Origin of the sequence: Streptomyces sp. NPDC091376 (assembly GCF_044757085.1) — a bacterium.
Lineage (GTDB): Bacteria > Actinomycetota > Actinomycetes > Streptomycetales > Streptomycetaceae > Streptomyces > Streptomyces pratisoli.
The window spans coordinates 72,280-94,253 of the sequence record NZ_JBIVUF010000001.1 but is presented as its reverse complement, the minus strand read 5'-3'; the positions used below and the strand labels follow the sequence as shown (position 1 = coordinate 94,253).

The window sequence follows — 21,974 nt, the reverse complement described above, 5'->3', positions numbered from 1 at the left end:
TGGATACCAGCGTACGACCCCGCACTGACAGTCCTGAAGCGCTTTTCCTCACGCACTCGCCCCGGGGCCCCCGGGGGTCAGGCGGGGCGGCGGAAGCCGATGGTGGGGAGGGCGCGGCGCAGCGGCCAGGGGCGGTCCGGGGCGGGCAGGAGGCGGGCCAGGAAGCCGTAGCGGGCCAGTGCCTCCGGGTCCTGGTCCGCGCAGGTCCGCACGTACTGCCACCAGGTCGCCACCTCGGACCAGCCGGGCGCGGACAGGGAGCCGCCGAATTCCTGCACGGAGAGCGCGGCGGTCAGCCCGGCGAAGGCGAGCCGGTCCGCGAGGGGCCAGCCGGCGAGGGTGCCCATGACGAAACCGGCCATGAAGACGTCTCCCGCCCCCGTCGGATCCAGCGCCTCCACCTCGATCGCCGGGACCTCCGCGGTCTCGCCGGTGGCGCCGTCCACGGCGTACGCGCCCTCCGCGCCGAGCGTGACGACGACGACCGGCACCCGGTCCGCCAGCGCCCTGGCGGCCGCGCGGGGGCAGTCCGTGCGGGTGTAGCGCATCGCCTCCTGCGCGTTGGGCAGGAACGCCTCGCACAGCCCCAGGTCGTGCAGCGCCGCAAGGTCCCAGCGGCCGGTTTCGTCCCAGCCGACGTCGGCGAAGATCCGGGCGCCGCGGCCCGCGGCCTCCGCGATCCAGGTCTCGCTGCGGTCGGGCGCCAGGGAGGCGACGGCGGCCCGGGCGCGTGGCGTTCCCGCCGGGAGCCGGTCGGCGGGCGGCGCCTCGTGGCCGTGCGAGATCATCGTCCGCTCGCCCTCGTACGCCATCGAGACCGTCACCGGGGAGTGCCAGCCCGGCACGGTCCGCGACCGGGTCAGGTCGATGCCCTCGCCCTGCTCCAGGGCGTCCCAGCAGTAGTCGCCGTAGAAGTCGTCGCCGAAGGCGGCGGCGAGCGAGGTGCGCAGACCGAGCCGGGCGAGTGCGGTGGCCATGTTGGCGACGCCGCCGGGACTCTGGCCCATCCCGCGCGCCCAGGACTCGGTGCCCCGCACCGGCGCGCTGTCCAGTCCGGTGAAGACGATGTCGAGGAAGACCGTGCCGGTGAGGAACACGTCGCACTGCGGGTCCCCTCCGGTGCGCAGGCCGCCCAACGGGTCGATGTCCGCGGTGTGTTGCTGCGCCTGCTGGTGTGTGTGCTGCGGCGCGTGGTGTGGCGTGTGATGTGGCCTGTGCTGCTCTCCGTCGGTCGTGATCACGGTGGCTCCCGGAATGCCGTGCAGTGCGGTGCAAGAGCGGTGCGAATCAAGCCAGTGTGCCTGATCCGCCCTCTTGCTCACGGGTGACGGACCACAGGAAAGGCCCGCTGCTACCCGCCGGACTCCCGCACAAACCAAATGTGTCCCGCATCACACGTTCTCGCCTTCTCCGTTGCCGGGCACGCTTGATACAAATTGGCGCGCGTTCCCGTGCAACACCGGGCGCTCCTCCCCGTTTTCAGCCCTTTGTTTCCCGGGAACGCCCATGTCCTCGCGCCTGCGCGCCGCGTGGCCGCTCGTCGCCGTCTTCACCGTCGGCCACCTTGCCGCCTACCTCCTGCCGACCGTCGTCGGCCGTCTCTCCACCGGACTCGGGCTCACGCCCGCCCAGGCCGGTCTCGTCGGTTCGGCGCTCCTGCTGAGCTCGGCGACGGCGGGATTCGGCCAGGCCTTCCTCAGCATGCCGGTCCGGCTGCCGTTCCGGGTCGGTGCCACCGCCCGGGTCGCCCACGCAGCACGGGCGCCGCGCGGTGAGCGCCACGCTCCCCGCCGGCTCGCCCGGCTGGGGCTGCTGCTCGCCGCGGCGGGGTACGGGGCCGCCGCGGCGGGGTACGGGGCCGCCGCGGCGACCTCGGCGGTGCCCGTGGTCGTCGTGGGCACCGTGGTGGGCGGCTTCGGTTCGGGCACGGCGGCGGCGGTCGCCGCGGCGGGGATCGCCGCCCAGCGTGATCCGCACCGGGTGTCGGCACTCGGCCTGCTCGCGGTGTCGGCGAGCGCCGGCGCGCTGTACCTGACGATCCCGCGCCTCGGGGGCGGTCACGCGCTGCCGTTCGCGGCGCTGGCGGCGGCCGCGCTCGTGATGTGGCCCGCGACGCGGCGGCTGGACGGTGCCGGGACGCGGGCGGGCCTGACGGGCGCACCCGAGGCTCGCCTTCCGGTCGCCCCGCTGCCCCGGCGGCGATCCGGTGCCGTGCTCGCGGTCACGATGCTCTGCTGGTCGATGGCGCAGAACGCGCTGTGGGGCGTCAGCGGCCGGATCGGCGTCACCCAGGCCGGACTGAGCGAGGTCACCGTCGGGGCGGTGTTCGCCGTGGCGCTGGGCGCCGGGCTCACGGGCGTGATCGCGGCCGGGGCGCTGGGGGCGCGGCTCGGGCGGGCGATGCCGATCGGCGTGGGGACCGTGCTCATCGCCGGCTGCATCGTCGTCAGTTCGTCGGCGCGGGACCTGATGAGCTTCGCCACGGGCGAGATCCTGTGGAACGTCTTCTATCCGGTGGTCCTGTCGTACCTGCTCGGCCTCGCCGCATCCCTCGACCGGCACGGGCGGTGGGCGGTCCTCGCGGGCTCGGCGTCGTCCCTGGGCGTGGCGTGCGGACCGCTCGCGGGCAGCCTGCTGTCCGAGTACACCGGCTACCCCGGCATGGGTCTCGTCCTGTGCGTGGGACTGCTCCTGGTGGCCGTGCCGATGACCGCGGTGGCCGTGCACACGTCGGGACGTCGCCTGCGCCCGGTGCCCGTGCCCCTGCCCGTGCCGGACGCGGCGCCGTCCCGTACCGCGAAGGTGCTCGCTTCCTGAGGGCCGGGCGGGCGGCGGTCCGGTCCGGCCGTCCCGCCCGTCCCATCGGTCCCGGTCAGGTCCCGTCGGCGCGCTGTCAGTCCCTGTCGAAGTCGTACGACTCGACCGCCGCGAGATACCGCTCACGGCGTGGTTCGTCGTGCTCGAGGAACGCCGCGCGGAACGAGTTGCGGGCCAGCTCGCGCAGCTGTTCCTGGCCGAGTGCCAGCGCCTCGCGCACCGCGTGGAAGGTGTCGCCGACGTAGCCGCCGAAGTACGACGGGTCGTCCGAGTTGACGGTGACCAGCAGCCCGGCGTCCATCATCGCCCGCAGCGGGTGGTCCTCCAGGGTGTCGACGGCGCGCAGGCGCACGTTCGACAGCGGACAGAGGGTGAGGGGCACCTGCTCACGGGCCAGACGCTCGACCAGCTCGGGGTCCTCCATGGAGCGCAGCCCGTGGTCGATGCGTTCGACCCCGAGGACGTCCAGCGCCTCCCGGATGTACGCGGGAGGGCCCTCCTCGCCCGCGTGGGCGACCTTCCGCAGCCCGAGGGACTCGGCGGCCGCGTACACCTCGCGGAACTTCGCCGGCGGGTTCCCCACCTCCGCGGAGTCGAGGCCGACACCGGCGATGTGGTGCAGATACGGCTTCGCGGCGTCGAGCGTCTCCATCGCGGACTCCGCGGACCGGTCACGCAGGAAGCACATGATCAGCTGCGTGGAGATGCCGTGCCGCTCCTCGCCTCGGTCCAGCGCGTGCGCGAGCCCCTCGACGACGGTGCCGATCGGGACGCCCCGAGCGGTGTGCGCCTGCGGGTCGAAGAAGATCTCGGCGTGCCGCACACCCTGGGCCGCCGCGCGCGCGAGGTACGCCTCGGCGAGGTCGGTGAAGTCGTTCGCGGTGTGCAGGACCGCCATCAGCCCGTAGTACAGGTCGAGGAAGGACTGCAGATCGCTGAAGAGGTACGCCTTGCGGAGGTCTTCCGTACCGGCGTACGGCAGGTCGACGCCGTTCCGTTCGGCGAGGGCGAAGGCGAGTTCGGGTTCGAGGGTGCCCTCGATGTGCAGATGCAGTTCGGCCTTGGGGATGAGTGACATCGGTGCTCGCTCGCAGTCGGCGTCCGCACCGGCTGGATCGGGCACCGGCCGGTTCAGACTTCGCGTTTGGGGACGGGGACCCGGACGAGGTCCTGGGCCACGGACAGCTCACCCTCGAAGCCCGCGGCCCGGGCCTGACGCTCGAACTCCTCGGGCTCGCTGTAGCGCTGCGAGAAGTGTGTCAGGACGAGGTGCCGTACGCCCGCATCGCGCGCCACGCGAGCCGCCTGTCCGGCCGTGAGATGGCCGTGGTCCGTGGCCAGCCCGAGGTCCTCGTCGAGGAAGGTCGACTCGATGACGAGCATGTCGCAGCCCTCGGCCAGCTCGTACGCCCCGTCGCAGAGCCGGGTGTCCATGACGAACGCGAACCGCTGCCCGCGCCGCACCTCACTGACGTCCTCCAGCGTGACGCCGCCGAGCGCTCCCTCGCGCTGGATGCGCCCCACGTCGGGGCCCTTGATGCCGTGCGCGGCGAGGCGCTCGGGCAGCATGCGCCGGCCGTCGGGTTCGGTCAGCCGGTAGCCGAAGGACTCGACGGGGTGGTCGAGACGGCGCGCTTCGAGGGTGTACGAGGGCGTCTCGGCCAGGATGCCGCCGGCGGTGACGGGAGCTTCGGCGAGCCGCACGGTCTCCCGGTAGGCGGTGGCGTACCGGAGCCGCTCGAAGAAGCGCTGTCCGCTCGCCGGGTAGTGCGCGGTGACCGGGTGCGGCACCTGGTCGAGGTTGATGCGCTGGATCACTCCGGCGAGGCCGAGGGAGTGGTCGCCGTGGAAGTGCGTGACGCAGATCCGGTCGATGTCGTGCGCGGCGACGCCGGCCCGCAGCATCTGCCGCTGGGTGCCCTCCCCCGGGTCGAAGAGGATGCCTTCGCCGTCCCAGCGCAGCAGATAGCCGTTGTGGTTGCGGTGCCGGGTGGGGACCTGGCTGGCCGTGCCGAGCACGACCAGTTCACGTACGGACAAGATGTGCTCCGTGCCTGTTCTGCCGGGAGACCTGTGGGCCTGTCGGTCTATCCGGGCGGCCAGTTGAAGCCGCGGCCACCGAGCACATGGGCGTGCGCGTGGAAGACGGTCTGGCCCGCGCCGGTGCCGGTGTTGAAGACGATGCGGAAGCCGCTCTCGTCCACCTTGTCCCCGGCCGCGACCTCGGCCGCCTCGCGCAGTATGTCGGCCGCGACGCCCGGCTCGGCGGCGGCGAGCGTACCGGCGTCCGGGTAGTGCACCTTCGGGATGACGAGCACATGCGTCGGTGCTTGCGGGTTGATGTCGCGGAAGGCGACGGTCGTCTCCGACTCACGGACGACGGTGGCCGGGACCTCCCCCGCCACGATCTTGCAGAACAAGCAGTCGGCCTGCGGTTCTCCCGCCATGGTCCGGGCCCCTTCACGACTCCGACGATCAGTGGACCTGCATGCTATCGGTGCGGCGGCCGGCGGGGGACCGGCTCAGGACCAGCGGCCGGTGCGGCCCAGCAGCAGCGCGGAGGCGGCCGTACCCGCGGTGGAGGTGCGCAGGACGCTCCTGCCCAGCCGGTAGGGCTTCGCACCGGCCTCGGCGAAGACCGCCAACTCCTCGGGGGACACGCCCCCTTCGGGCCCGACGACCAGCACGATGTCCCCGGACGGCGGCAGTTGGGCGGTGGCGAGCGGCTCCGCGCCCTCCTCGTGCAGCACGGCCGCGAAGCCGGCCGCGGCGAGCAGCTGCGCGACCTGCTTGGTCGAGGCGGCGTCCGCGACCTCCGGGAAACGGACACGGCGCGACTGCTTGCCCGCCTCACGGGCCGTGGCACGCCACTTCGCGAGCGACTTGGCGCCGCGGTCGCCCTTCCACTGGGTGATGCAGCGCGCGGCGGCCCACGGCACGATCGCGTCGACACCGGTCTCGGTCATGGTCTCGACGGCGAGTTCGCCGCGGTCGCCCTTGGGGAGTGCCTGGACGACGGTGATCCGGGGCGTCTCCTCCGGTTCCTCGTGCACCGAGTCCATCTGCACGACGAGCCGGTCCTTGCCCTCGGTGTCCAGCACCACGCAGTCCGCCCAGCGTCCCGCTCCGTCGGTGAGGACGACGCCCTCACCGGGCTGCAGCCGCTTCACGGAGACCGCGTGCCGCCCCTCGGGGCCGTCCAGTACGTAGCGTCCGCCGCTGCCCGCGGCGAAGTCCTCGACGACGAAGACCGGGGCGGTCATGAGGCGGCCCGCAGCGACAGGGCGGCGCTCGCGGCGGTCAGTTCGGCGGCGAGCACCTCGACGAGCTGCCCCGCGGGCAGCTCACGGGCCATCCGGTGGCCCTGACCGGCCCACAGGGCCATGCCCTGCGGGTCCCCGGCCTTCGCCGCGGCCTTGCGCAGACCGGAGGTGAGGTGGTGGACCTCGGGATACGCGGCCGGCGCGTACGGTCCGTGCTCGCGCATGAACCGGTTGACGAGGCCACGAGCCGGGCGGCCGGAGAACGCGCGGGTGAGCTCCGTCCTCGTGAACAGCGGGTTGGTCATGGCCTGCTTGTGCAGCGCGTTCGCGCCCGACTCGGGGCAGACGAGGAAGGCGGTGCCGAGCTGGGCCGCGTCGGCCCCGGCGGCGAGGACGGCGGCGATCTGGCTGCCCCGCATGATGCCGCCGGCCGCGACGATCGGGAGCTGCACGGTCTCCCGGATCTGCGCGATCAGCGCGAGGAGCCCGATGCCGCCGCCGTCGGTGGCGGGGTCGTCGCGGTGCGTGCCCTGGTGGCCGCCTGCCTCGATGCCCTGGACGCAGATGGCGTCGGCGCCCGCGTGCTGGGCGGACTGGGCCTCTTCGGGGGTGGTGACGGTGACGACGGTGAGCGTCCCGGCGCGCTTGAGCGACGCGACGGCGGCCGGGGCGGGGCAGCCGAACGTGAACGACACCAGGGGGACGGGGTCGTCCCGCAGGATCGCCAGTTTGGCCTCGTAGCCGTCGTCGCGGCCGGAGTCGGGGTCGCCGAGCGGTGTGTCGTACCAGCTCACCTCACCGGCGAGCTGCTGCTGGTACACATCGACGGCCGCGGCGTCCGCGTACTGGGGCTGCGGCATGAACAGGTTCACGCCGAAGGGACGGCCGGTGAGACCGCGCAGCTGTTTGATCTCCTGGTACATGCCGTCCGCGGTCTTGTACCCGGCGGCCAGGAACCCGAGCCCGCCGGCCTCGGAGACGGCCGCCGCGAGATCGGGGCAGGAAGCACCACCGGCCATGGGGGCCTGCACGATCGGACAGCGGCAGAGATCGGTGAGCGCGGAGGACATGTCCCGCATGGTGCCACGTCCGGCCCCCGCGGCCGAATCCCGCCCACCACGACCACGGCGGGGACAGGGCTCCGGCATGCCGCGGGGGTACGGGACGATGTCCCGTACCCCCGCGGCGCCTGGTGAGCGGGGCCCGCTCACCTACCGTTGAACGCGTCCTTCAGACGGGAGAACAGCCCCTGCTGTCCCGGCTGGAACTGACCCAGCGGTCGCTCCTCGCCCCGCAGCTTCGCCAGTTCCCGCAGCAGCCGTTCCTGCTCCGGGTCCAGCTTCGACGGGGTCTGCACCTCGACGTGGACGATCAGATCGCCGCGTCCGCCACCGCGCAGATGGGTGATGCCGCGACCGTGGAGCGGGATGGACTGGCCGGACTGGGTGCCCGGGCGGATGTCGACCTCCTCCATGCCGTCGAGCGTCTCCAGCGGCACCTTCGTGCCGAGCGCGCCCGCCGTCATCGGGATCGTCACCGTGCAGTGCAGATCGTCGCCGCGGCGCTGGAACACCGGGTGCGGCAGCTCGTGGATCTCGACGTACAGATCACCGGCGGGACCGCCGCCCGGGCCGACCTCGCCCTCACCGGCGAGCTGGATACGGGTGCCGTTGTCGACACCTGCGGGGATCTTCACCGTCAGGGTGCGGCGCGAGCGGACCCGGCCGTCGCCCGCGCACTCCGGGCACGGGGTCGGGACGACGGTGCCGAAACCCTGGCACTGGGGGCACGGCCGCGAGGTCATGACCTGGCCCAGGAAGGACCGGGTGACCTGGGAGACCTCACCGCGGCCACGGCACATGTCACACGTCTGCGCCGACGTACCCGGCGCGGCACCCTCGCCGGAGCAGGTCGTGCACACGACGGCCGTGTCGACCTGGATGTCCTTCGTCGTGCCGAAGGCCGACTCGCTGAGCTCGATCTCCAGCCGGATCATCGCGTCCTGGCCGCGCCGCGTCCGCGACCTCGGCCCACGCTGGGACGCGGTCCCGAAGAACGCGTCCATGATGTCGGAGAAGTTGCCGAAGCCGCCCGCGCCGAAGCCGCCCGCGCCACCGGCGCCGCCGGCCGCGGACAGCGGGTCACCACCGAGGTCGTAGACCTGCTTCTTCTGCGGGTCCGACAACACCTCGTACGCGGCGTTGATCTCCTTGAAGCGCTCCTGCGTCTTCGGGTCCGGATTCACGTCCGGGTGAAGCTCCCGCGCAAGCCGCCGGAAAGCCTTCTTGATCTCGTCCTGAGATGCGTCGCGGCGCACGCCGAGTACGGCGTAGTAGTCCGTGGCCACTTACGACTCCGCCAGGATCTGTCCGACGTAACGTGCCACTGCGCGTACCGCTCCCATCGTTCCGGGGTAGTCCATGCGGGTCGGTCCGACCACGCCGAGTTTGGCGACTGCCTCGTCGCCCGAACCGTAGCCGACCGCGACGACGGACGTGGAGTTGAGCCCCTCATGGGCGTTCTCGTGCCCGATCCGTACGGTCATGCCCGAATCCTTGGCCTCGCCGAGCAGCTTCAGCAGCACGACCTGCTCCTCCAACGCCTCCAGCACGGGCCGGATGGTCAGCGGGAAGTCATGGCCGAAGCGCGTCAGATTGGCTGTGCCGCCGATCATCAGCCGCTCCTCGGTCTCCTCCACGAGCGTTTCGAGGAGGGTCGCGAGGACCGTCGTGACGGTGCCGCGGTCCTCCGGCTCGAAGGAGTCCGGAAGATCCTGCACCAGCTGCGGCACATCGGTGAAGCGCCGCCCCACGACCCGGCTGTTGAGCCGGGCCCGCAGATCCGCGAGCGAGGTGTCGGAGAACGGCGCCGGGCAGTCCACGTGCCGCTGCTCCACCCGCCCCGTGTCCGTGATCAGCACCAGCATCAGACGGGCCGGGGCCAGCGCCAGCAGCTCGACGTGCCGCACGGTCGAACGGGTCAGGGACGGGTACTGGACGACCGCGACCTGCCGGGTCAGCTGAGCCAGCAGCCGCACGGTGCGCGCCACGACGTCGTCGAGGTCGACGGCTCCGTCCAGGAAGTTCTGGATCGCGCGCCGCTCGGGTGTCGACAGCGGCTTGACGCCCGCCAGCCTGTCCACGAAGAGGCGATAGCCCTTGTCGGTGGGGATCCGGCCGGCACTGGTGTGGGGCTGGGCGATGAACCCCTCCTCCTCCAGCACCGCCATGTCGTTGCGCACGGTCGCCGGCGAGACACCCAGCCGGTGGCGCTCGGTGAGGGCCTTGGAGCCCACCGGCTCCTCCGTCCCGACGTAGTCCTGGACGATGGCGCGCAGCACCTCGAGTCTGCGTTCGCTGAGCATGGCCGCACACCTCCAGCTGTGTTCCTCGTCGGTCCGGCGGTCCTGCCTGGCACTCACCCTGTTTGAGTGCCAGCTTTCCCCGGCCCAGTGTACGGCGGGGAGGTACACCCCTAGCAAGGGCGACCGAACACCCAACCGTTCCGTGGCACCCGCCACGACATGCCATGACGCCGCTGGTCGCCCCGGGATAGCGTCACTGTATGGACGTCGCTTGGGAAGAGCCGGGATGGGAACGCCTCGCCGACGGCGTCGGCCGGCGCCGCCTGCCCGTCTGGGATGCGACCGTCGGCCTCGTCGTCGGCGGGAGCGCGGCGCTGATGATCGACACGGGCTCGACGCTCCGTGAGGGAGCCGAAGTACGCACCCAGGCCGAGGCCCTCCTCGGCGGCCGCCGTGTGACGCATATCGCGCTCAGCCACCCGCACTTCGACCATGTCCTCGGCACGGCCGCGTTCTCCGCGGTCGAGGTGTACGGGGCGGTCGGCGTCGACGACGTGCTCCGGCGGGAACGGGACGCGCTGCGCGACGACGCGATCGGGCACGGGATGGCGCCGGCGGACGCCGCGCAGGCCACCGACGTCCTCGTCACCCCGCAGCACGTCGTCTCCGGCGAGATGACCCTCGACCTCGGCGGCCGCCAGGTCCTGCTCGCGAACGCCGGCCCCGGCCACACCGGCCACGACCTGGCCGTGCTGGTGCCGGGCAGTCCCGAGGTCGTGTTCTGCGGCGACCTGGTCGAGGAGTCGGGCGAGCCGCAGGCGGGTCCGGACGCCATTGCGTCCCGCTGGCCCGCGGCGCTGGACCGGCTGCTCGCGCTGGGCGGGGAGGACGCGGTGTACGTACCGGGGCACGGGGCGGTGGTGGACGCCGGCTTCGTCCGCGCCCAACGCGATGAGCTGGCCCGGCGGTTCGGGGTGTCGTAGCGTCTGCCCGGTGCGCAATTACAGCCCCGACCTGACGCCCCCGTGGAAGCGCTCCGCTCCCGTGCCGGAGGTTCCCGCCGAGCCCGACCTGGTGGTCGAGGAGGTGTCGACGGGGTTCTGCGGTGCGGTGATCCGCTGCGAGGCGGGGACGGTGACGCTGGAGGACCGCTTCGGCAAGCACCGGGTGTTCCCGCTCGAACCACGGGGCTTCCTGCTGGAGGGCAAGGTCGTCACCCTGGTCCGGCCGCCCTCCGGCGCTCCCGCCGCCCGGTCCACCCGTACGGCCTCCGGCTCGCTCGCCGTGCCCGGCGCCCGTGCGAGGGTGGCGCGGGCGGGCCGCATCTACGTGGAGGGACGCCACGACGCCGAACTGGTGGAGAAGGTGTGGGGCGACGACCTGCGTATCGAGGGCGTCGTCGTGGAGTACCTGGAGGGCATCGACGACCTGCCCTCGATCGTCGACGACTTCGGCCCTTCCGCCGACGCCCGCCTGGGGGTCCTGGTGGACCATCTGGTGCCGGGGTCCAAGGAGTCCCGTATCGCGGCGTCGGTGACGGACCCGCACGTCCTGGTGGTCGGCCACCCGTACATCGACGTGTGGGAGGCGGTGAAGCCCTCCTCCCTGGGCATCCCGGTGTGGCCGTCGGTACCGCACGGCCAGGACTGGAAGACGGGCGTCTGCCGCGCCCTGCGCTGGCCCTCGAACACCGGCGCCGCCTGGCAGCACATCCTGTCCCGCGTGACGAGCTACAAGGACCTGGAGCCGGCCCTGCTGGGCCGCGTGGAGGAACTGATCGACTTCGTGACGGCCCCGCACTGACCTGTCGACGCAGGGGCCGCCGCGCGCAGGGGCCGGGGCCGCGAGGCCAGGACTCCTGCGCAAGCCACCGCACGCCCGGGCCGGGGCCCGGAGACCACGACGCCCCGCCGCACGCCCAGGCCGGGGCCCGCAAGGCCAGGACGCCCGCACGAGCCGCCGCTCCCCCGGGCCGGAGCCCGGAGACCACGACGCCCCGCCGCACGCCCAGGCCGGGGCCCGCAAGGCCAGGACTCCTGCGCAAGCCACCGCTCCCCCGGGCCGGAGCCCGGAGACCACGACGCCCCGCCGCACGCCCAGGCCGGGGCCCGCAAGGCCAGGACGCCCGCACGAGCCGCCCGGGCCGGGGCCCGCAGGGCCAGGGCCGCCCCGGCTCCGTGACGACCCGCGCCGACCTGTCGGCGCACGGAACGCCGCGCGTGCGGGCCGGGCCCCGGGCCGCTCCGGGCCGCGGTGGAGGCTCAGTCCACCAAGTCCCGGACGACCGCATCGGCCAGAAGCCGCCCACGCAGGGTCAGCACAGCCCGCCCCTGCTCGTAGGCCTCCCGCTCCAGCAGACCGTCCTCCAGCGCGCGCCCGGACGCCTCCAGGCCCGCCGGACGCAGCAGGGACAGCGGGCAGCCCTCCCGCAGCCGCAGCTCCAGCAGCACCCGCTCGACCCGCCGGTCCTCGTCCGGCAGGACCTCCCGGCCGGCCCCGGGCGAGCGTCCCTCCGCGAGCGCCGCCGCGTACGCGCCGGGGTGCTTCACGTTCCACCACCGCACGCCGCCCACATGGCTGTGGGCGCCGGGCCCGGCGCCCCACCAGTCGGCTCCGCGCCAGTACAGCTCGTTGTGGAGACAGCGCCCGGCCTCCGAGGTGGCCCAGTTCGAGACCTCGTACCAGTCGAAGCCCGCCCCGGACAGCACCTCGTCCGCGATCAGATAGCGGTCGGCGTGCACGTCGTCGTCCGTCATCGGCACCTCACCGCGCCGGATCCGCCGGGCCAGCTGGGTGCCCTCCTCCACGATCAGCGCGTACGCGCTCACGTGGTCCGGCGCGGCCCCGATCGCCGCGTCCAGCGAGGCCCGCCAGTCGTCGTCGCTCTCCCCCGGCGTGCCGTAGATGAGATCCAGGTTGACGTGCTCGAAGCCCGCCGCCCGTGCCTCGGCGACGCACGCCTCGGGCCGGCCCGGCGTGTGCGTGCGGTCGAGCACCTTCAGCACGTGCTGCCGTGCGCTCTGCATGCCGAAGGACACCCGGTTGAAGCCCCCGGCCCGCAGTTCCGCCAGGTACGCGGGGTCGACGGACTCCGGGTTCGCCTCCGTCGTGATCTCGGCGTCGTCCGCGATGCCGAACTCGTCGCGGACCGCCGCCAGCATCCGTACGAGATCGCCGGCCGCGAGCAGCGTCGGCGTGCCTCCCCCGACGAAGAGGGTCCTGACCGGGCGCGGATCGTCGCCGAGGACCTTCCGGGCGAGCCGGATCTCCTCGATCAGCGTGTCCGCGTAGTTGTCGCGGGAGGCGAGCACGCCGCCGCTGCCGCGCAGCTCGGTCGCCGTGTACGTGTTGAAGTCGCAGTAGCCGCAGCGCGTGGCGCAGTACGGAACGTGCAGGTAGAACCCGAGGGGCCGGTCACCCGCGCCCGCGAGGGCGTGCGCGGGCAGCGCCCCGTCGACGGGCATGGGCTCACCATCAGGCAGTGCGGAAGGCATGAGCCCATTGTCCGGTACGCGCGCGGTTCACCGGACGGTGATCACCTGGCCTGGAGCACCAGCAGCGCCAGGTCGTCGTCGGGCGGGGCCTCGGCGAAGGTGTGCACCGCCTGCCTTATGCAGTCGGCGACACCCTGCGCGGTCAGCCCGGTGCAGTCGGCGAGCGCCCGCGCGAGGCCGTCCGCGTCGTCGAACATCCGCTGTCCGGAGCGCCGCTCCGTGACCCCGTCGGTGACGCAGAGCAGTGTGTCGCCGGGCTTCAGCTCGAAGGTCTGGCTCTCGTACGCGACGTCCTCGACGACCCCGAGAAGCAGCTGGGAGGCGGCGGCCGGCCGCACGGTGCCGTCGGGGCGCAGCACCAGGGGCAGCGGATGGCCGGCGCACGCCAGGGTGCAGCGGACCCCGCCGCCGGGCAGCGGCGTCAGCTCCCCGTACAGCAGCGAGAGGAAGCGCGACTGCGGTCCGTCGTGGGACGCCCCGGAGCCGGTGCCGGCTCCCGTGGCGATGCCCGTGCCGGCCACCATGAGCGCCGCGGCCTCCGCCGCCTCCATCGCGTCGTCGAGGAGCAGCCCGTTGAGCCGGTCGAGGACCTCGCCGACCTGGTAGCCCTCGCGGGCGAGCAGCCGCAGCCAGGGCCTGGCGAGGCCGGTGACGACGGCGGCCTCCGGCCCGCTGCCCTGGACGTCGCCGAGCATGAAGCACCAGCGGCCGCCGCTGCCCGCGGGGAAGATGTCGTAGAAGTCGCCGCCCGCGAGGCCCTCGTCGCTCGGCTCGTACACGAGTGAGCTGTCGACGCCCGGGATCTGCGCGACCTGGGCGGGCAGCAGCCCGCGCTGCAGTACACGGCTGATCGTGGCCTGCCGGGTGTACTGGCGTGCGGCGCCGACCGCGAGGCCGACGCGGCGGGCGAAGTCCTCCAGCAGGGCGGTCGCCTCGTCGGGGACACCGGGCGGCGACTCGCGACCGAGCAGCAGCGTGCCGAGGGACCGCGCGCCGACGGTCAGCCGGAACGCGACGGCGCTCCCGTCCCCGCCCTCCTGCGGCCATGCGACGTGGACCGGTACGGCTCCGCCACGCACCTCGTCCGGTAACCGCGGCGGGTCCTTGAGCAGGACGTCGTGCAGGGCCTCGATGGCGGACTCGTCGGCGTGCCAGACCCGAGCCAGTCGTGGCGCGGGGCCCGCCTCGCCGTCCAGCCAGACCGCGCACCAGTCGGCGAGCCTCGGCACCAGCAACTGCCCGGCGAGCGCGGCGACCATGTCCTCGTCGAGCTGCCCGGCCAGCAGATCGGACGCCTCGGCGAGGAAGGACAGGGCGCCGCGGCCGGTCCACTCCCGGTCGTCGCGCACGGCCCTGCGGGGCGCCGGGGCGAGGATCTCGGCGGCCCGCAGTCCCCGCTGCCGGGCGGCCTCGCCGCCGGGAACCGCGCCCACGGCGGCGCAGCCGTCGAGCGGGAGGCGCGACCAGACCGTCTTGAGTCCGGGCCGGTAGGTGATCCCCCAGGAGGCGGCGAGCGTGGCCACGAGCTGCAGCCCGCGCCCGTACTCGGGCTCGCCGGGGACGGCCCCCGGATCGGAGCCGTCGCTGCGCAGCGTCCGGGTCGGATGGTGGTCGGAGACTTCGATGACGAGGGCCGCGGGGTCGTCCTCGGTGGCGCCGTCGAGCCGGGCGAGCAGTTCGACGTTGGTGCCCGCGTGCACGACGGCGTTGGTGACGAGTTCGCTGACGACGAGGACGGCGTCGTCGGCGAGCCGGTCCGTACCGCGCGTGGTGACCATCCCGAGCCGGGTCCAGTCGGCGAGCGCCGCCCGGACGAAGCGGCGTGCGGCCGACGCGGCGAGCGGGTTCCCGGGGAGGCTGGTCCGGGCGGTGGAGCGTGCGTCACCACGCTGTGAGAGCAGGTGCACCGAGCGGTGAGTGGTCTCCTGCTGCATCGGAACGGACCCCACGCGACGGCTCCTGTCCGGTTTGTTCGGCCTGTTCGTTTCTGTCCGGTTTTTATGTCATCCGGGACAACCGATGACACACGGACAGAGTGACAGACGGAGCGCACCCATAAGCACGGAGTCATCGAAGTGATGGCCGAGTAGGGGCTGTTCGAGCGAAACGGGCCTCGCCGCTCCGCCCGTCGGCACACGGCACACGGCAGCGGCCCGCGGCCGGGACGGAGCCGGGCCACGGGCCGCCGGGAGTGCCGGGTGGTGAAGGGCCGTGGAAAGCCGTGACGGGTCGTGACGAGACGTGAGGGACCCGACAGGTCGTGACGGTGCGTGCCGGGTTACGCCTCGCGCGCCCCGTCGTACATCGCCTCGATGAGGTCCTTGTACTCGCGCTCGACGACCGGCCGCTTCAGCTTGAGGCTCGGCGTCAGCTCACCGTGCTCGATGTCGAGGTCGCGCGGCAGCAGGCGGAACTTCTTGATGGTCTGCCAGCGCTGCAGGCCCTCGTTGAGGCGCTGCACGTAGCCCTCGATGAGCTGCTCCGTCTGCGGGGCGGCGACGACCTCGGCGTACGACTTGCCGTCGAGGCCGTTGTCCTTGGCCCAGCCGAGGATGGCCGGCTCGTCCAGGGCGATGAGGGCGGTGCAGAAGTTCCGGTCGGCGCCGTGGACCAGGATGTTGGAGACGAACGGGCACACCGCCTTGAACTGGCCCTCGACCTCGGCCGGCGCGATGTACTTGCCGCCGGAGGTCTTGATCAGGTCCTTCTTGCGGTCGGTGATCTTCAGATAGCCGTCTGCCGACAGCTCGCCGATGTCTCCGGTGTGGAACCAGCCGTCGCCCTCCAGGACCTCGGCCGTCTTCTCCGGCAGCCCGTGGTAGCCCTGCATGATGCCCGGGCCGCGCAGCAGGATCTCGCCGTCGTCCGCGATGCGCACCTCGCAGCCGGGCAGCGGCTTGCCGACGGTGCCGGTCCGGTACGCCTCGCCCGGGTTGCAGAAGGAGGCGGCGCTGGACTCGGTGAGGCCGTACCCCTCCAGGATGTGGATGCCGGCGCCGGCGAAGAAGAAGCCGATCTCGGGCGAGAGGGCCGCCGAGCCGGACACGGCGGCGCGCAGCCGGCCGCCGAAGGCCTCGCGGAGCTTGGAGTAGACGAGCACGTCGGCGACCTTGTGCTGGGCGGTGAGGCCGAAGGAGGCCGAAGCCGTACCGGTGCGGCGGAAGTTGTCCTGCGACTCCTTGGCGTACGCGCGGGCGACGCCGGCGGCCCACTGGAAGATCTTGTACTTCGCACCGCCGCCGGCCCGCGCCTTCGCCGCCACGCCGTTGTAGACCTTCTCGAAGATGCGCGGCACCGCCGCCATGTACGTCGGCTGGACCACCGGCAGGTTCTCGATGATCTTGTCGACGCGGCCGTCGACGGCGGTGACGTGCCCGACCTCGATCTGGCCGGACGTCAGCACCTTGCCGAAGACGTGCGCGAGCGGCAGCCACAGGTACTGGACGTCGTCCTTGGTGATCAGACCCGTCGCGGCGGTGGCCTTGGCCATGTACGACCAGTTGTCGTGCGGCAGCCGGACGCCCTTGGGACGGCCCGTGGTGCCCGAGGTGTAGATGAGGGTGGCGAGCTGCTCGGAGGTGATCGCCTCGACCCGCTCCTTGACCGCGCTCGGGTGCTTGGCGAGGTACTCGGCGCCGCGCGCCTCCAGATCGGCGAGCGAGACCACCCAGCCGTCGGGGTCGCCCTCGGCCGGCTCGGCGCCGGCCGGGTCGATCACGACGACGTGCTTGAGGTTCGGCAGCTCGGCGCGCCTCTCGCGGGCCTTGGCGAGCTGGGAGGCGTCCTCCGCGACCAGCACCCGGCTCTCCGAGTCGGCGAGGATGAAGGCGGACTCCTCGGCGTTCGTCTGCGGGTAGACGGTCGTCGTCGCCGCGCCCGCGCAAAGGATGCCGAGGTCGGCGAGGATCCACTCGACCCGGGTGGAGGAGGCGAGCGCGACCCGCTCCTCGGACCGCACGCCCAGCTCGATCAGCCCGGCCGCGATCGCGTAGACGCGCTCGGCGGCCTCCTCCCAGCTGAGCGACTTCCAGTCGTCAGGACCCTCTCCGGAGGCCGCGGGAACCGGGTAGCGGTACGCCTCCGCATCGGGAGTGGCCGCCACGCGCTGGACGAAGAGCGTCGCCACGGAGGGCGGCCGGTTCTCGATCTGGGTCTGTGTGTCGCTCACGCCATCCTCCGGGCCTGCTGCTGCGGCATTGCTGCATGACTGGCTGATTGCCTCACTGGTCACAGTTGTTTAACTCACGAGTAACCAGCGAGCCTGATCAGGGTAGAGCTCCAGGCTCCCCCACGTAAGAGGCTGCGGGCTGCCGCTTGATAACGAACAGGCCCACGCGCCGGGGGCGCGTGGGCCTGTGCAACAAAGCAGGCGAACGGGTGTGTCTGGTGCGTTCGCGTTACTTCTTCGCCTTGCCTCCGCCGGAGTCGTCACTGGAGAGCACGGCGATGAAGGCCTCCTGCGGCACTTCCACCGAGCCGACCATCTTCATCCGCTTCTTGCCTTCCTTCTGCTTCTCCAGAAGCTTCCGCTTACGGGAGATGTCACCGCCGTAGCACTTGGCGAGGACGTCCTTGCGGATGGCGCGGATGGTCTCGCGGGCGATGACCCGGGACCCGATGGCGGCCTGGATCGGCACCTCGAAGGCCTGCCGCGGGATGAGCTCCCGCAGCTTGGCGACGAGCCGTACGCCGTACGCGTACGCCGCGTCCTTGTGCGTGACGGCGGAGAAGGCGTCGACCTTGTCGCCGTGCAGCAGGATGTCGACCTTCACCAGCTGGGCACCCTGCTCGCCGGTGGGCTCGTAGTCCAGGGAGGCGTAACCGCGGGTCTTGGACTTCAGCTGGTCGAAGAAGTCGAAGACGATCTCGGCGAGGGGGAGGGTGTAGCGGATCTCGACCCGGTCCTCGGAGAGGTAGTCCATGCCGAGCAGCACACCGCGACGGTTCTGGCAGAGTTCCATGATCGAGCCGATGAACTCGCTCGGCGCGAGGATCGTCGCCCGGACGACCGGCTCGAAGACCTCGTCGATCTTGCCCTCGGGGAACTCGCTCGGGTTGGTGACGGTGTGCTCGCTGCCGTCCTCCATGACCACCCGGTAGACCACGTTGGGCGCGGTCGCGATGAGGTCGAGGCCGAACTCGCGCTCCAGGCGCTCACGGATCACGTCGAGGTGGAGCAGGCCGAGGAAGCCGACACGGAAGCCGAAGCCGAGGGCGGCGCTCGTCTCCGGCTCGTAGACCAGCGCCGCGTCGTTGAGCTGCAGCTTGTCGAGGGCGTCACGCAGCTCGGGGTAGTCCGAGCCGTCCAGCGGATACAGGCCGGAGAACACCATCGGCTTGGGGTCCTTGTAGCCGCCGAGGGCCTCGGTGGCGCCCTTGTGCAGGGTCGTGATGGTGTCACCGACCTTGGACTGGCGGACGTCCTTCACACCGGTGATGAGGTAGCCCACCTCGCCGACGCCGAGGCCGTCCGCCGGGAGCATCTCCGGGGAGTTGGTACCGATCTCCAGGAGCTCGTGCGTGGCGCCGGTGGACATCATCCGGATGCGCTCGCGCTTGTTGAGCTGGCCGTCGATGACTCGCACGTACGTGACGACGCCGCGGTACGAGTCGTAGACGGAGTCGAAGATCATCGCGCGGGCGGGGGCGTCCTTGACGCCGACCGGGGCCGGCACGTCCTGGACGACCCGGTCGAGCAGGGCCTCGACGCCGAGGCCGGTCTTGGCCGAGACCTTCAGCACGTCCGACGGGTCGCAGCCGATGAGGTTCGCGAGCTCCTCGGAGAACTTCTCGGGCTGCGCGGCGGGCAGGTCGATCTTGTTGAGGACCGGGACGATGGTGAGCTCGTTCTCCATCGCCAGGTAGAGGTTGGCCAGGGTCTGCGCCTCGATGCCCTGGGCGGCGTCCACCAGCAGGACCGTGCCCTCGCAGGCGGCGAGCGACCGGGACACCTCGTACGTGAAGTCGACGTGGCCCGGGGTGTCGATCATGTTGAGGATGTGGGTCTTGCCCTCACCCTCGCCCGTGGTGGGCGACCAGGGCAGCCGCACCGCCTGGGACTTGATCGTGATGCCACGTTCACGCTCGATGTCCATACGGTCGAGGTACTGAGCGCGCATCTGCCGCTGATCGACCACACCGGTCAGCTGGAGCATCCGGTCGGCAAGGGTCGACTTGCCGTGGTCGATGTGCGCGATGATGCAGAAGTTGCGGATCAGCGCCGGGTCGGTACGGCTCGGCTCGGGCACATGGCTGGGGGTCGCGGGCACGCAGGGTCCTGATTCTTGAGCGCCGAGCGCTCGTCTCGGGTCGATGTCGGATCGATACGCAGCCTCCATGGTCCCATGGCCGCCGGGCTGCGCTCGGTTTGGGCCGGTAGGAGTGCGGCTGGTAATCTAGGCGGCTGTGTCTCGTGTGCCCTCTCAGCTACGGGACACGTCTCTGATAGATCATCGAACCTGAAAAGGCTCTTTCGTGGCGAACATCAAGTCCCAGATCAAGCGGAACAAGACGAACGAGAAGGCGCGCCTGCGCAACAAGGCCGTCAAGTCCTCGCTCAAGACCGCGATCCGCAAGGCCCGTGAGGCTGCCGCCGCGGGTGACGTCGAGAAGGCCACCGTGGCCGCTCGCGAGGCGTCCCGCAAGCTCGACAAGGCTGTCTCGAAGGGTGTCATCCACAAGAACGCTGCCGCCAACAAGAAGTCGGCGATCGCCTCCAAGGTTGCCTCCCTGCAGGGCTGAGCCCTCGATTTGATCGCCGGGACGGATCCAGCGGGCCCTCTCATCCGCTCCTGACCGGCACCTCCGCGCCGCACGCGGCCTGCGTTCGCCACGCGGGTGCGGCGCACCAGATGTAGACGAAGGCCCCGGCCACCACCCTTCCCCAGGGTGACGGCCGGGGCCTTCGTCGTGCGCTTTCGGCGCGGTCGCCGTCAGCGGCGCAGGCGGGCCGCCCGGGCCACCGTGACGACCGCTTTCTCCAGCGCGTACTCCGGATCGTCGCCGCCGCCCTTGACGCCCGCGTCCGCCTCCGCGACGGCGCGAAGGGCGAGAGCCACGCCGTCCGGTGTCCAGCCCCTCATCTGCTGGCGGACACGGTCGATCTTCCAGGGCGGCATGCCCAGCTCACGCGCGAGGTCGGCCGGGCGCCCGCCGCGGGCCGAGGAGAGTTTGCCGATCGCCCGCACGCCCTGCGCCAGCGCGCTGGTGATCAGCACCGGGGCGACGCCCGTGGAGAGGGACCAGCGCAGCGCCTCCAGTGCCTCGGCGGCGCGCCCCTCCACCGCGCGGTCGGCGACGGTGAAGCTGGAGGCCTCCGCACGTCCGGTGTAGTAGCGGCCGACGACAGCCTCGTCGATCGTGCCCTCGACATCCGCGACGAGCTGCGACACCGCGCTCGCCAGTTCCCTCAGATCGCTGCCGATGGAGTCGACGAGCGCCTGGCACGCCTCGGGCGTGGCCGAGCGCCCCAGCGCCCGGAACTCCGACCGGACGAAGGTCAGCCGCTCCGCGGGCTTCGTCGTCTTCGGGCAGGCCACCTCACGCGCGCCGGCCTTGCGGGCCGCGTCCAGCAGGCCCTTCCCCTTCGCACCGCCGGCGTGCAGGAGGACCAGCGTGATCTCCTCGACCGGCGCGTCGAGGTAGGACTTGACGTCCTTGATCGTGTCGGCGGACAGATCCTGCGCGTTCCGCACGACGACGACCTTGCGCTCCGCGAAGAGCGAGGGGCTCGTCAGCTCGGCGAGCGTGCCGGGCTGGAGCTGGTCGGGGGTGAGATCCCGTACGTCCGTGTCGGCGTCGGCGGCCCGCGCGGCCGCCACCACCTGCTGCACGGCACGGTCCAGCAGCAGATCCTCCTGGCCCACGGCGAGCGTGAGGGGAGCGAGGGGGTCTTCGTTCGTGTTCTTCCTGGTGGCCATCGCGGTCCAGCATCGCACGGGGCACTGACACCGCCGGCTGCTCAGGCGCTTTCGCTACAGTTCCTCGCGCCAACCGTCCCAGTCGGCCACGAACTCGTCCAGCTCGACCGCGCTCAGCCGGCTCTGCGGGTCCTCGACGACGACCAGCCACTGCGCGTCCTCGGCGTCGTCCTCCCCGGCCAGGGCATCACGTACCAGCTGGGGCTCCTCGGCCACGCCGAAATGGTCGCCGATGGCCTCGATGACCTCCTCGGCGGCGTCGCGGTCGGGCAGCACCAGCACATGTCTCGTCTCACTCACCGCCATATTGTGCCGCCTGGCGGACGCCCGGCTGCCCGACCTCCGGCACCCGGTCCAGTTCCAGCCCGAAGTGCTCCCGGTACGCGGCCAGGACCTCCGCGTCGTCCCCGAGCCGCCGCTCCTCCTTCTCGCCGTGCGCCGTCGTGACGAGCTTGCGGCCGGACAGGGTGATCCTGCCGTCGTCGGTGAGCCGCGAGCAGACCAGTGACCGGGTGAAGTGCGAGGCGGGCGAGGTGCGGTGGTACCAGGCTCCGGCCTCGAAGTCCGCCAGCTCACGCGGACGCGTGTCCATCCGGAACTGCGGCTTCCCGTCCCGCAGCACATCGAGGTCCCCGTCCGGCGCCACGGCGATCCGGAACGTGCCGGCGGGATCGCTCTGCTCGCCCCGCTCCTCCAGGAGGAGGGGGTGATGGGTGTGATCACCGAATCCGACATCCGCCAGCCAGGGGCCGGTGGCGTCGGCGGTCTCCACCCGCAGGGTCATGTGGTCGTACGGAATGCCGAGTCCCCCGTCCGTGGTGAAGATCCGTGCCTGGAACAGGGTGACCCCGAAGCCGAGGCTCCTCAGCAGGGCCGCGAACGCGCCGTTGAGTTCGTAGCAGAAACCGCCCCGGCCGGCTTCGACGATCTTGTCGACGAGGAGCTCGTCCTGAAGGACCAGGTTCTCACCCAGATGGACCGAGAGGTTCTCGAACGGTACGGAGTGCAGATGCCGCAGCTGCAACTCGCGCAGGGCCGCCGAGTCCGGCAGCCGGGGCCGGGTGGCCCCGATGCGGCTGAGGTAGGCGTCGACGGTCTCCGGCGGAAGAGTCTGCGATGCGGCGTCCATGAAGGCAGTCTGGGCCGGAAGCGGAGGACGGCGCCATGCTCCATTGGT

General features: G+C 72.0%; 19 protein-coding genes. 4 read left to right on the top strand and 15 right to left on the bottom strand.

Going from position 1 to position 21,974, the window contains the following annotated elements; translation table 11 throughout:
- Positions 1 to 77: 77 nt before the first annotated feature.
- Positions 78 to 1,145 (bottom strand): PfkB family carbohydrate kinase, encoded by a 1,068-nt coding sequence (locus ACIQMR_RS00360; protein WP_401382599.1) that lies wholly within the window; start codon positions 1,143 to 1,145, stop codon positions 78 to 80.
- A 361-nt stretch (positions 1,146 to 1,506) separates the two neighbouring features.
- Here ACIQMR_RS00360 and ACIQMR_RS00355 point away from each other — a divergent pair, with 361 nt between their 5' ends.
- Positions 1,507 to 2,817: an MFS transporter gene (locus tag ACIQMR_RS00355; protein WP_401381111.1), complete on the top strand. Its 1,311-nt coding sequence runs from the start codon at positions 1,507 to 1,509 to the stop codon at positions 2,815 to 2,817.
- A 76-nt stretch (positions 2,818 to 2,893) separates the two neighbouring features.
- Here ACIQMR_RS00355 and ACIQMR_RS00350 read toward each other — a convergent pair whose 3' ends face one another.
- From ACIQMR_RS00350 to hrcA, 7 genes are all read right to left on the bottom strand, one after another.
- Positions 2,894 to 3,895 (bottom strand): adenosine deaminase, encoded by a 1,002-nt coding sequence (locus ACIQMR_RS00350; RefSeq protein WP_401381110.1) that lies wholly within the window; start codon positions 3,893 to 3,895, stop codon positions 2,894 to 2,896.
- Positions 3,896 to 3,948: 53 nt separating this feature from the next.
- Complete coding sequence (locus tag ACIQMR_RS00345; protein WP_401381107.1) at positions 3,949 to 4,857, bottom strand: ribonuclease Z; 909 nt, start codon at positions 4,855 to 4,857, stop codon at positions 3,949 to 3,951.
- 47 nt (positions 4,858 to 4,904) lie between these two features.
- Complete coding sequence (locus tag ACIQMR_RS00340; RefSeq protein WP_401381104.1) at positions 4,905 to 5,264, bottom strand: histidine triad nucleotide-binding protein; 360 nt, start codon at positions 5,262 to 5,264, stop codon at positions 4,905 to 4,907.
- 75 nt (positions 5,265 to 5,339) lie between these two features.
- Positions 5,340 to 6,080: a 16S rRNA (uracil(1498)-N(3))-methyltransferase gene (locus tag ACIQMR_RS00335; protein ID WP_401381103.1), complete on the bottom strand. Its 741-nt coding sequence runs from the start codon at positions 6,078 to 6,080 to the stop codon at positions 5,340 to 5,342.
- Positions 6,077 to 7,150, bottom strand: coding sequence for a nitronate monooxygenase (locus ACIQMR_RS00330; RefSeq protein ID WP_401381101.1), 1,074 nt, complete (start codon positions 7,148 to 7,150; stop codon positions 6,077 to 6,079). The genes ACIQMR_RS00335 and ACIQMR_RS00330 overlap by 4 nt, the downstream gene beginning before the upstream one ends.
- 137 nt (positions 7,151 to 7,287) lie before the next feature.
- Entirely contained in the window at positions 7,288 to 8,427 is a 1,140-nt protein-coding gene (gene dnaJ, locus ACIQMR_RS00325; protein WP_358667433.1) for a molecular chaperone DnaJ, read from the bottom strand.
- Complete coding sequence (gene hrcA / locus ACIQMR_RS00320) at positions 8,428 to 9,444, bottom strand: heat-inducible transcriptional repressor HrcA (RefSeq protein WP_266374283.1); 1,017 nt, start codon at positions 9,442 to 9,444, stop codon at positions 8,428 to 8,430.
- Positions 9,445 to 9,644: 200 nt separating this feature from the next.
- On the opposite strand from hrcA, the gene ACIQMR_RS00315 reads away from it, so the two are divergent.
- Positions 9,645 to 10,367 (top strand): MBL fold metallo-hydrolase, encoded by a 723-nt coding sequence (locus tag ACIQMR_RS00315; RefSeq protein WP_401381098.1) that lies wholly within the window; start codon positions 9,645 to 9,647, stop codon positions 10,365 to 10,367.
- Between the two features lie 10 nt (positions 10,368 to 10,377).
- Positions 10,378 to 11,187 (top strand): DUF3097 domain-containing protein, encoded by an 810-nt coding sequence (locus ACIQMR_RS00310; protein WP_401381095.1) that lies wholly within the window; start codon positions 10,378 to 10,380, stop codon positions 11,185 to 11,187.
- Between the two features lie 458 nt (positions 11,188 to 11,645).
- Here the strand turns inward: ACIQMR_RS00310 and hemW are convergent, their stop codons facing one another.
- From hemW to lepA, 4 genes are all read right to left on the bottom strand, one after another.
- Positions 11,646 to 12,878, bottom strand: coding sequence for a radical SAM family heme chaperone HemW (hemW, locus tag ACIQMR_RS00305; protein ID WP_401381093.1), 1,233 nt, complete (start codon positions 12,876 to 12,878; stop codon positions 11,646 to 11,648).
- A gap of 41 nt (positions 12,879 to 12,919) precedes the next feature.
- Positions 12,920 to 14,812, bottom strand: coding sequence for a SpoIIE family protein phosphatase (locus ACIQMR_RS00300; protein ID WP_401382596.1), 1,893 nt, complete (start codon positions 14,810 to 14,812; stop codon positions 12,920 to 12,922).
- Between the two features lie 344 nt (positions 14,813 to 15,156).
- Positions 15,157 to 17,046: an AMP-dependent synthetase/ligase gene (locus ACIQMR_RS00295; RefSeq protein ID WP_401381091.1), complete on the bottom strand. Its 1,890-nt coding sequence runs from the start codon at positions 17,044 to 17,046 to the stop codon at positions 15,157 to 15,159.
- A gap of 229 nt (positions 17,047 to 17,275) precedes the next feature.
- Positions 17,276 to 19,147, bottom strand: a complete 1,872-nt coding sequence (gene lepA, locus ACIQMR_RS00290; protein ID WP_401381089.1) for a translation elongation factor 4 — start codon at positions 19,145 to 19,147, stop codon at positions 17,276 to 17,278.
- Positions 19,148 to 19,352: 205 nt separating this feature from the next.
- On the opposite strand from lepA, the gene rpsT reads away from it, so the two are divergent.
- Complete coding sequence (rpsT, locus tag ACIQMR_RS00285) at positions 19,353 to 19,619, top strand: 30S ribosomal protein S20 (RefSeq protein WP_266374277.1); 267 nt, start codon at positions 19,353 to 19,355, stop codon at positions 19,617 to 19,619.
- Between the two features lie 191 nt (positions 19,620 to 19,810).
- Here the strand turns inward: rpsT and holA are convergent, their stop codons facing one another.
- From holA to ACIQMR_RS00270, 3 genes are read right to left on the bottom strand one after another with little or no spacing between them, the layout of a single operon-like run.
- Complete coding sequence (gene holA / locus ACIQMR_RS00280) at positions 19,811 to 20,797, bottom strand: DNA polymerase III subunit delta (RefSeq protein ID WP_266374276.1); 987 nt, start codon at positions 20,795 to 20,797, stop codon at positions 19,811 to 19,813.
- Positions 20,798 to 20,851: 54 nt separating this feature from the next.
- Positions 20,852 to 21,097: a hypothetical protein gene (locus ACIQMR_RS00275; RefSeq protein ID WP_401381086.1), complete on the bottom strand. Its 246-nt coding sequence runs from the start codon at positions 21,095 to 21,097 to the stop codon at positions 20,852 to 20,854.
- Positions 21,090 to 21,926 carry an arylamine N-acetyltransferase gene (locus tag ACIQMR_RS00270; RefSeq protein ID WP_401381083.1) on the bottom strand — a complete coding sequence of 279 codons (837 nt, stop codon included), beginning with the start codon at positions 21,924 to 21,926 and terminating at the stop codon, positions 21,090 to 21,092. The genes ACIQMR_RS00275 and ACIQMR_RS00270 overlap by 8 nt, the downstream gene beginning before the upstream one ends.
- Positions 21,927 to 21,974: the final 48 nt, after the last annotated feature.

Excerpts from the sequence above, each read along its gene's own strand:
- ACIQMR_RS00300 (WP_401382596.1), bottom strand. The coding sequence starts at position 14,812 with ATGCAGCAGGAGACCACTCACCGCTCGGTGCACCTGCTCTCACAGCGT.
- ACIQMR_RS00355 (WP_401381111.1), top strand. The coding sequence starts at position 1,507 with ATGTCCTCGCGCCTGCGCGCCGCGTGGCCGCTCGTCGCCGTCTTCACC.
- ACIQMR_RS00335 (WP_401381103.1), bottom strand. The coding sequence starts at position 6,080 with ATGACCGCCCCGGTCTTCGTCGTCGAGGACTTCGCCGCGGGCAGCGGC.
- ACIQMR_RS00315 (WP_401381098.1), top strand. The coding sequence starts at position 9,645 with ATGGACGTCGCTTGGGAAGAGCCGGGATGGGAACGCCTCGCCGACGGC.
- hrcA (WP_266374283.1), bottom strand. The coding sequence starts at position 9,444 with ATGCTCAGCGAACGCAGACTCGAGGTGCTGCGCGCCATCGTCCAGGAC.
- ACIQMR_RS00270 (WP_401381083.1), bottom strand. The coding sequence starts at position 21,926 with ATGGACGCCGCATCGCAGACTCTTCCGCCGGAGACCGTCGACGCCTAC.
- ACIQMR_RS00340 (WP_401381104.1), bottom strand. The coding sequence starts at position 5,264 with ATGGCGGGAGAACCGCAGGCCGACTGCTTGTTCTGCAAGATCGTGGCG.
- hemW (WP_401381093.1), bottom strand. The coding sequence starts at position 12,878 with ATGCCTTCCGCACTGCCTGATGGTGAGCCCATGCCCGTCGACGGGGCG.
- holA (WP_266374276.1), bottom strand. The coding sequence starts at position 20,797 with ATGGCCACCAGGAAGAACACGAACGAAGACCCCCTCGCTCCCCTCACG.
- ACIQMR_RS00350 (WP_401381110.1), bottom strand. The coding sequence starts at position 3,895 with ATGTCACTCATCCCCAAGGCCGAACTGCATCTGCACATCGAGGGCACC.
- ACIQMR_RS00330 (WP_401381101.1), bottom strand. The coding sequence starts at position 7,150 with ATGTCCTCCGCGCTCACCGATCTCTGCCGCTGTCCGATCGTGCAGGCC.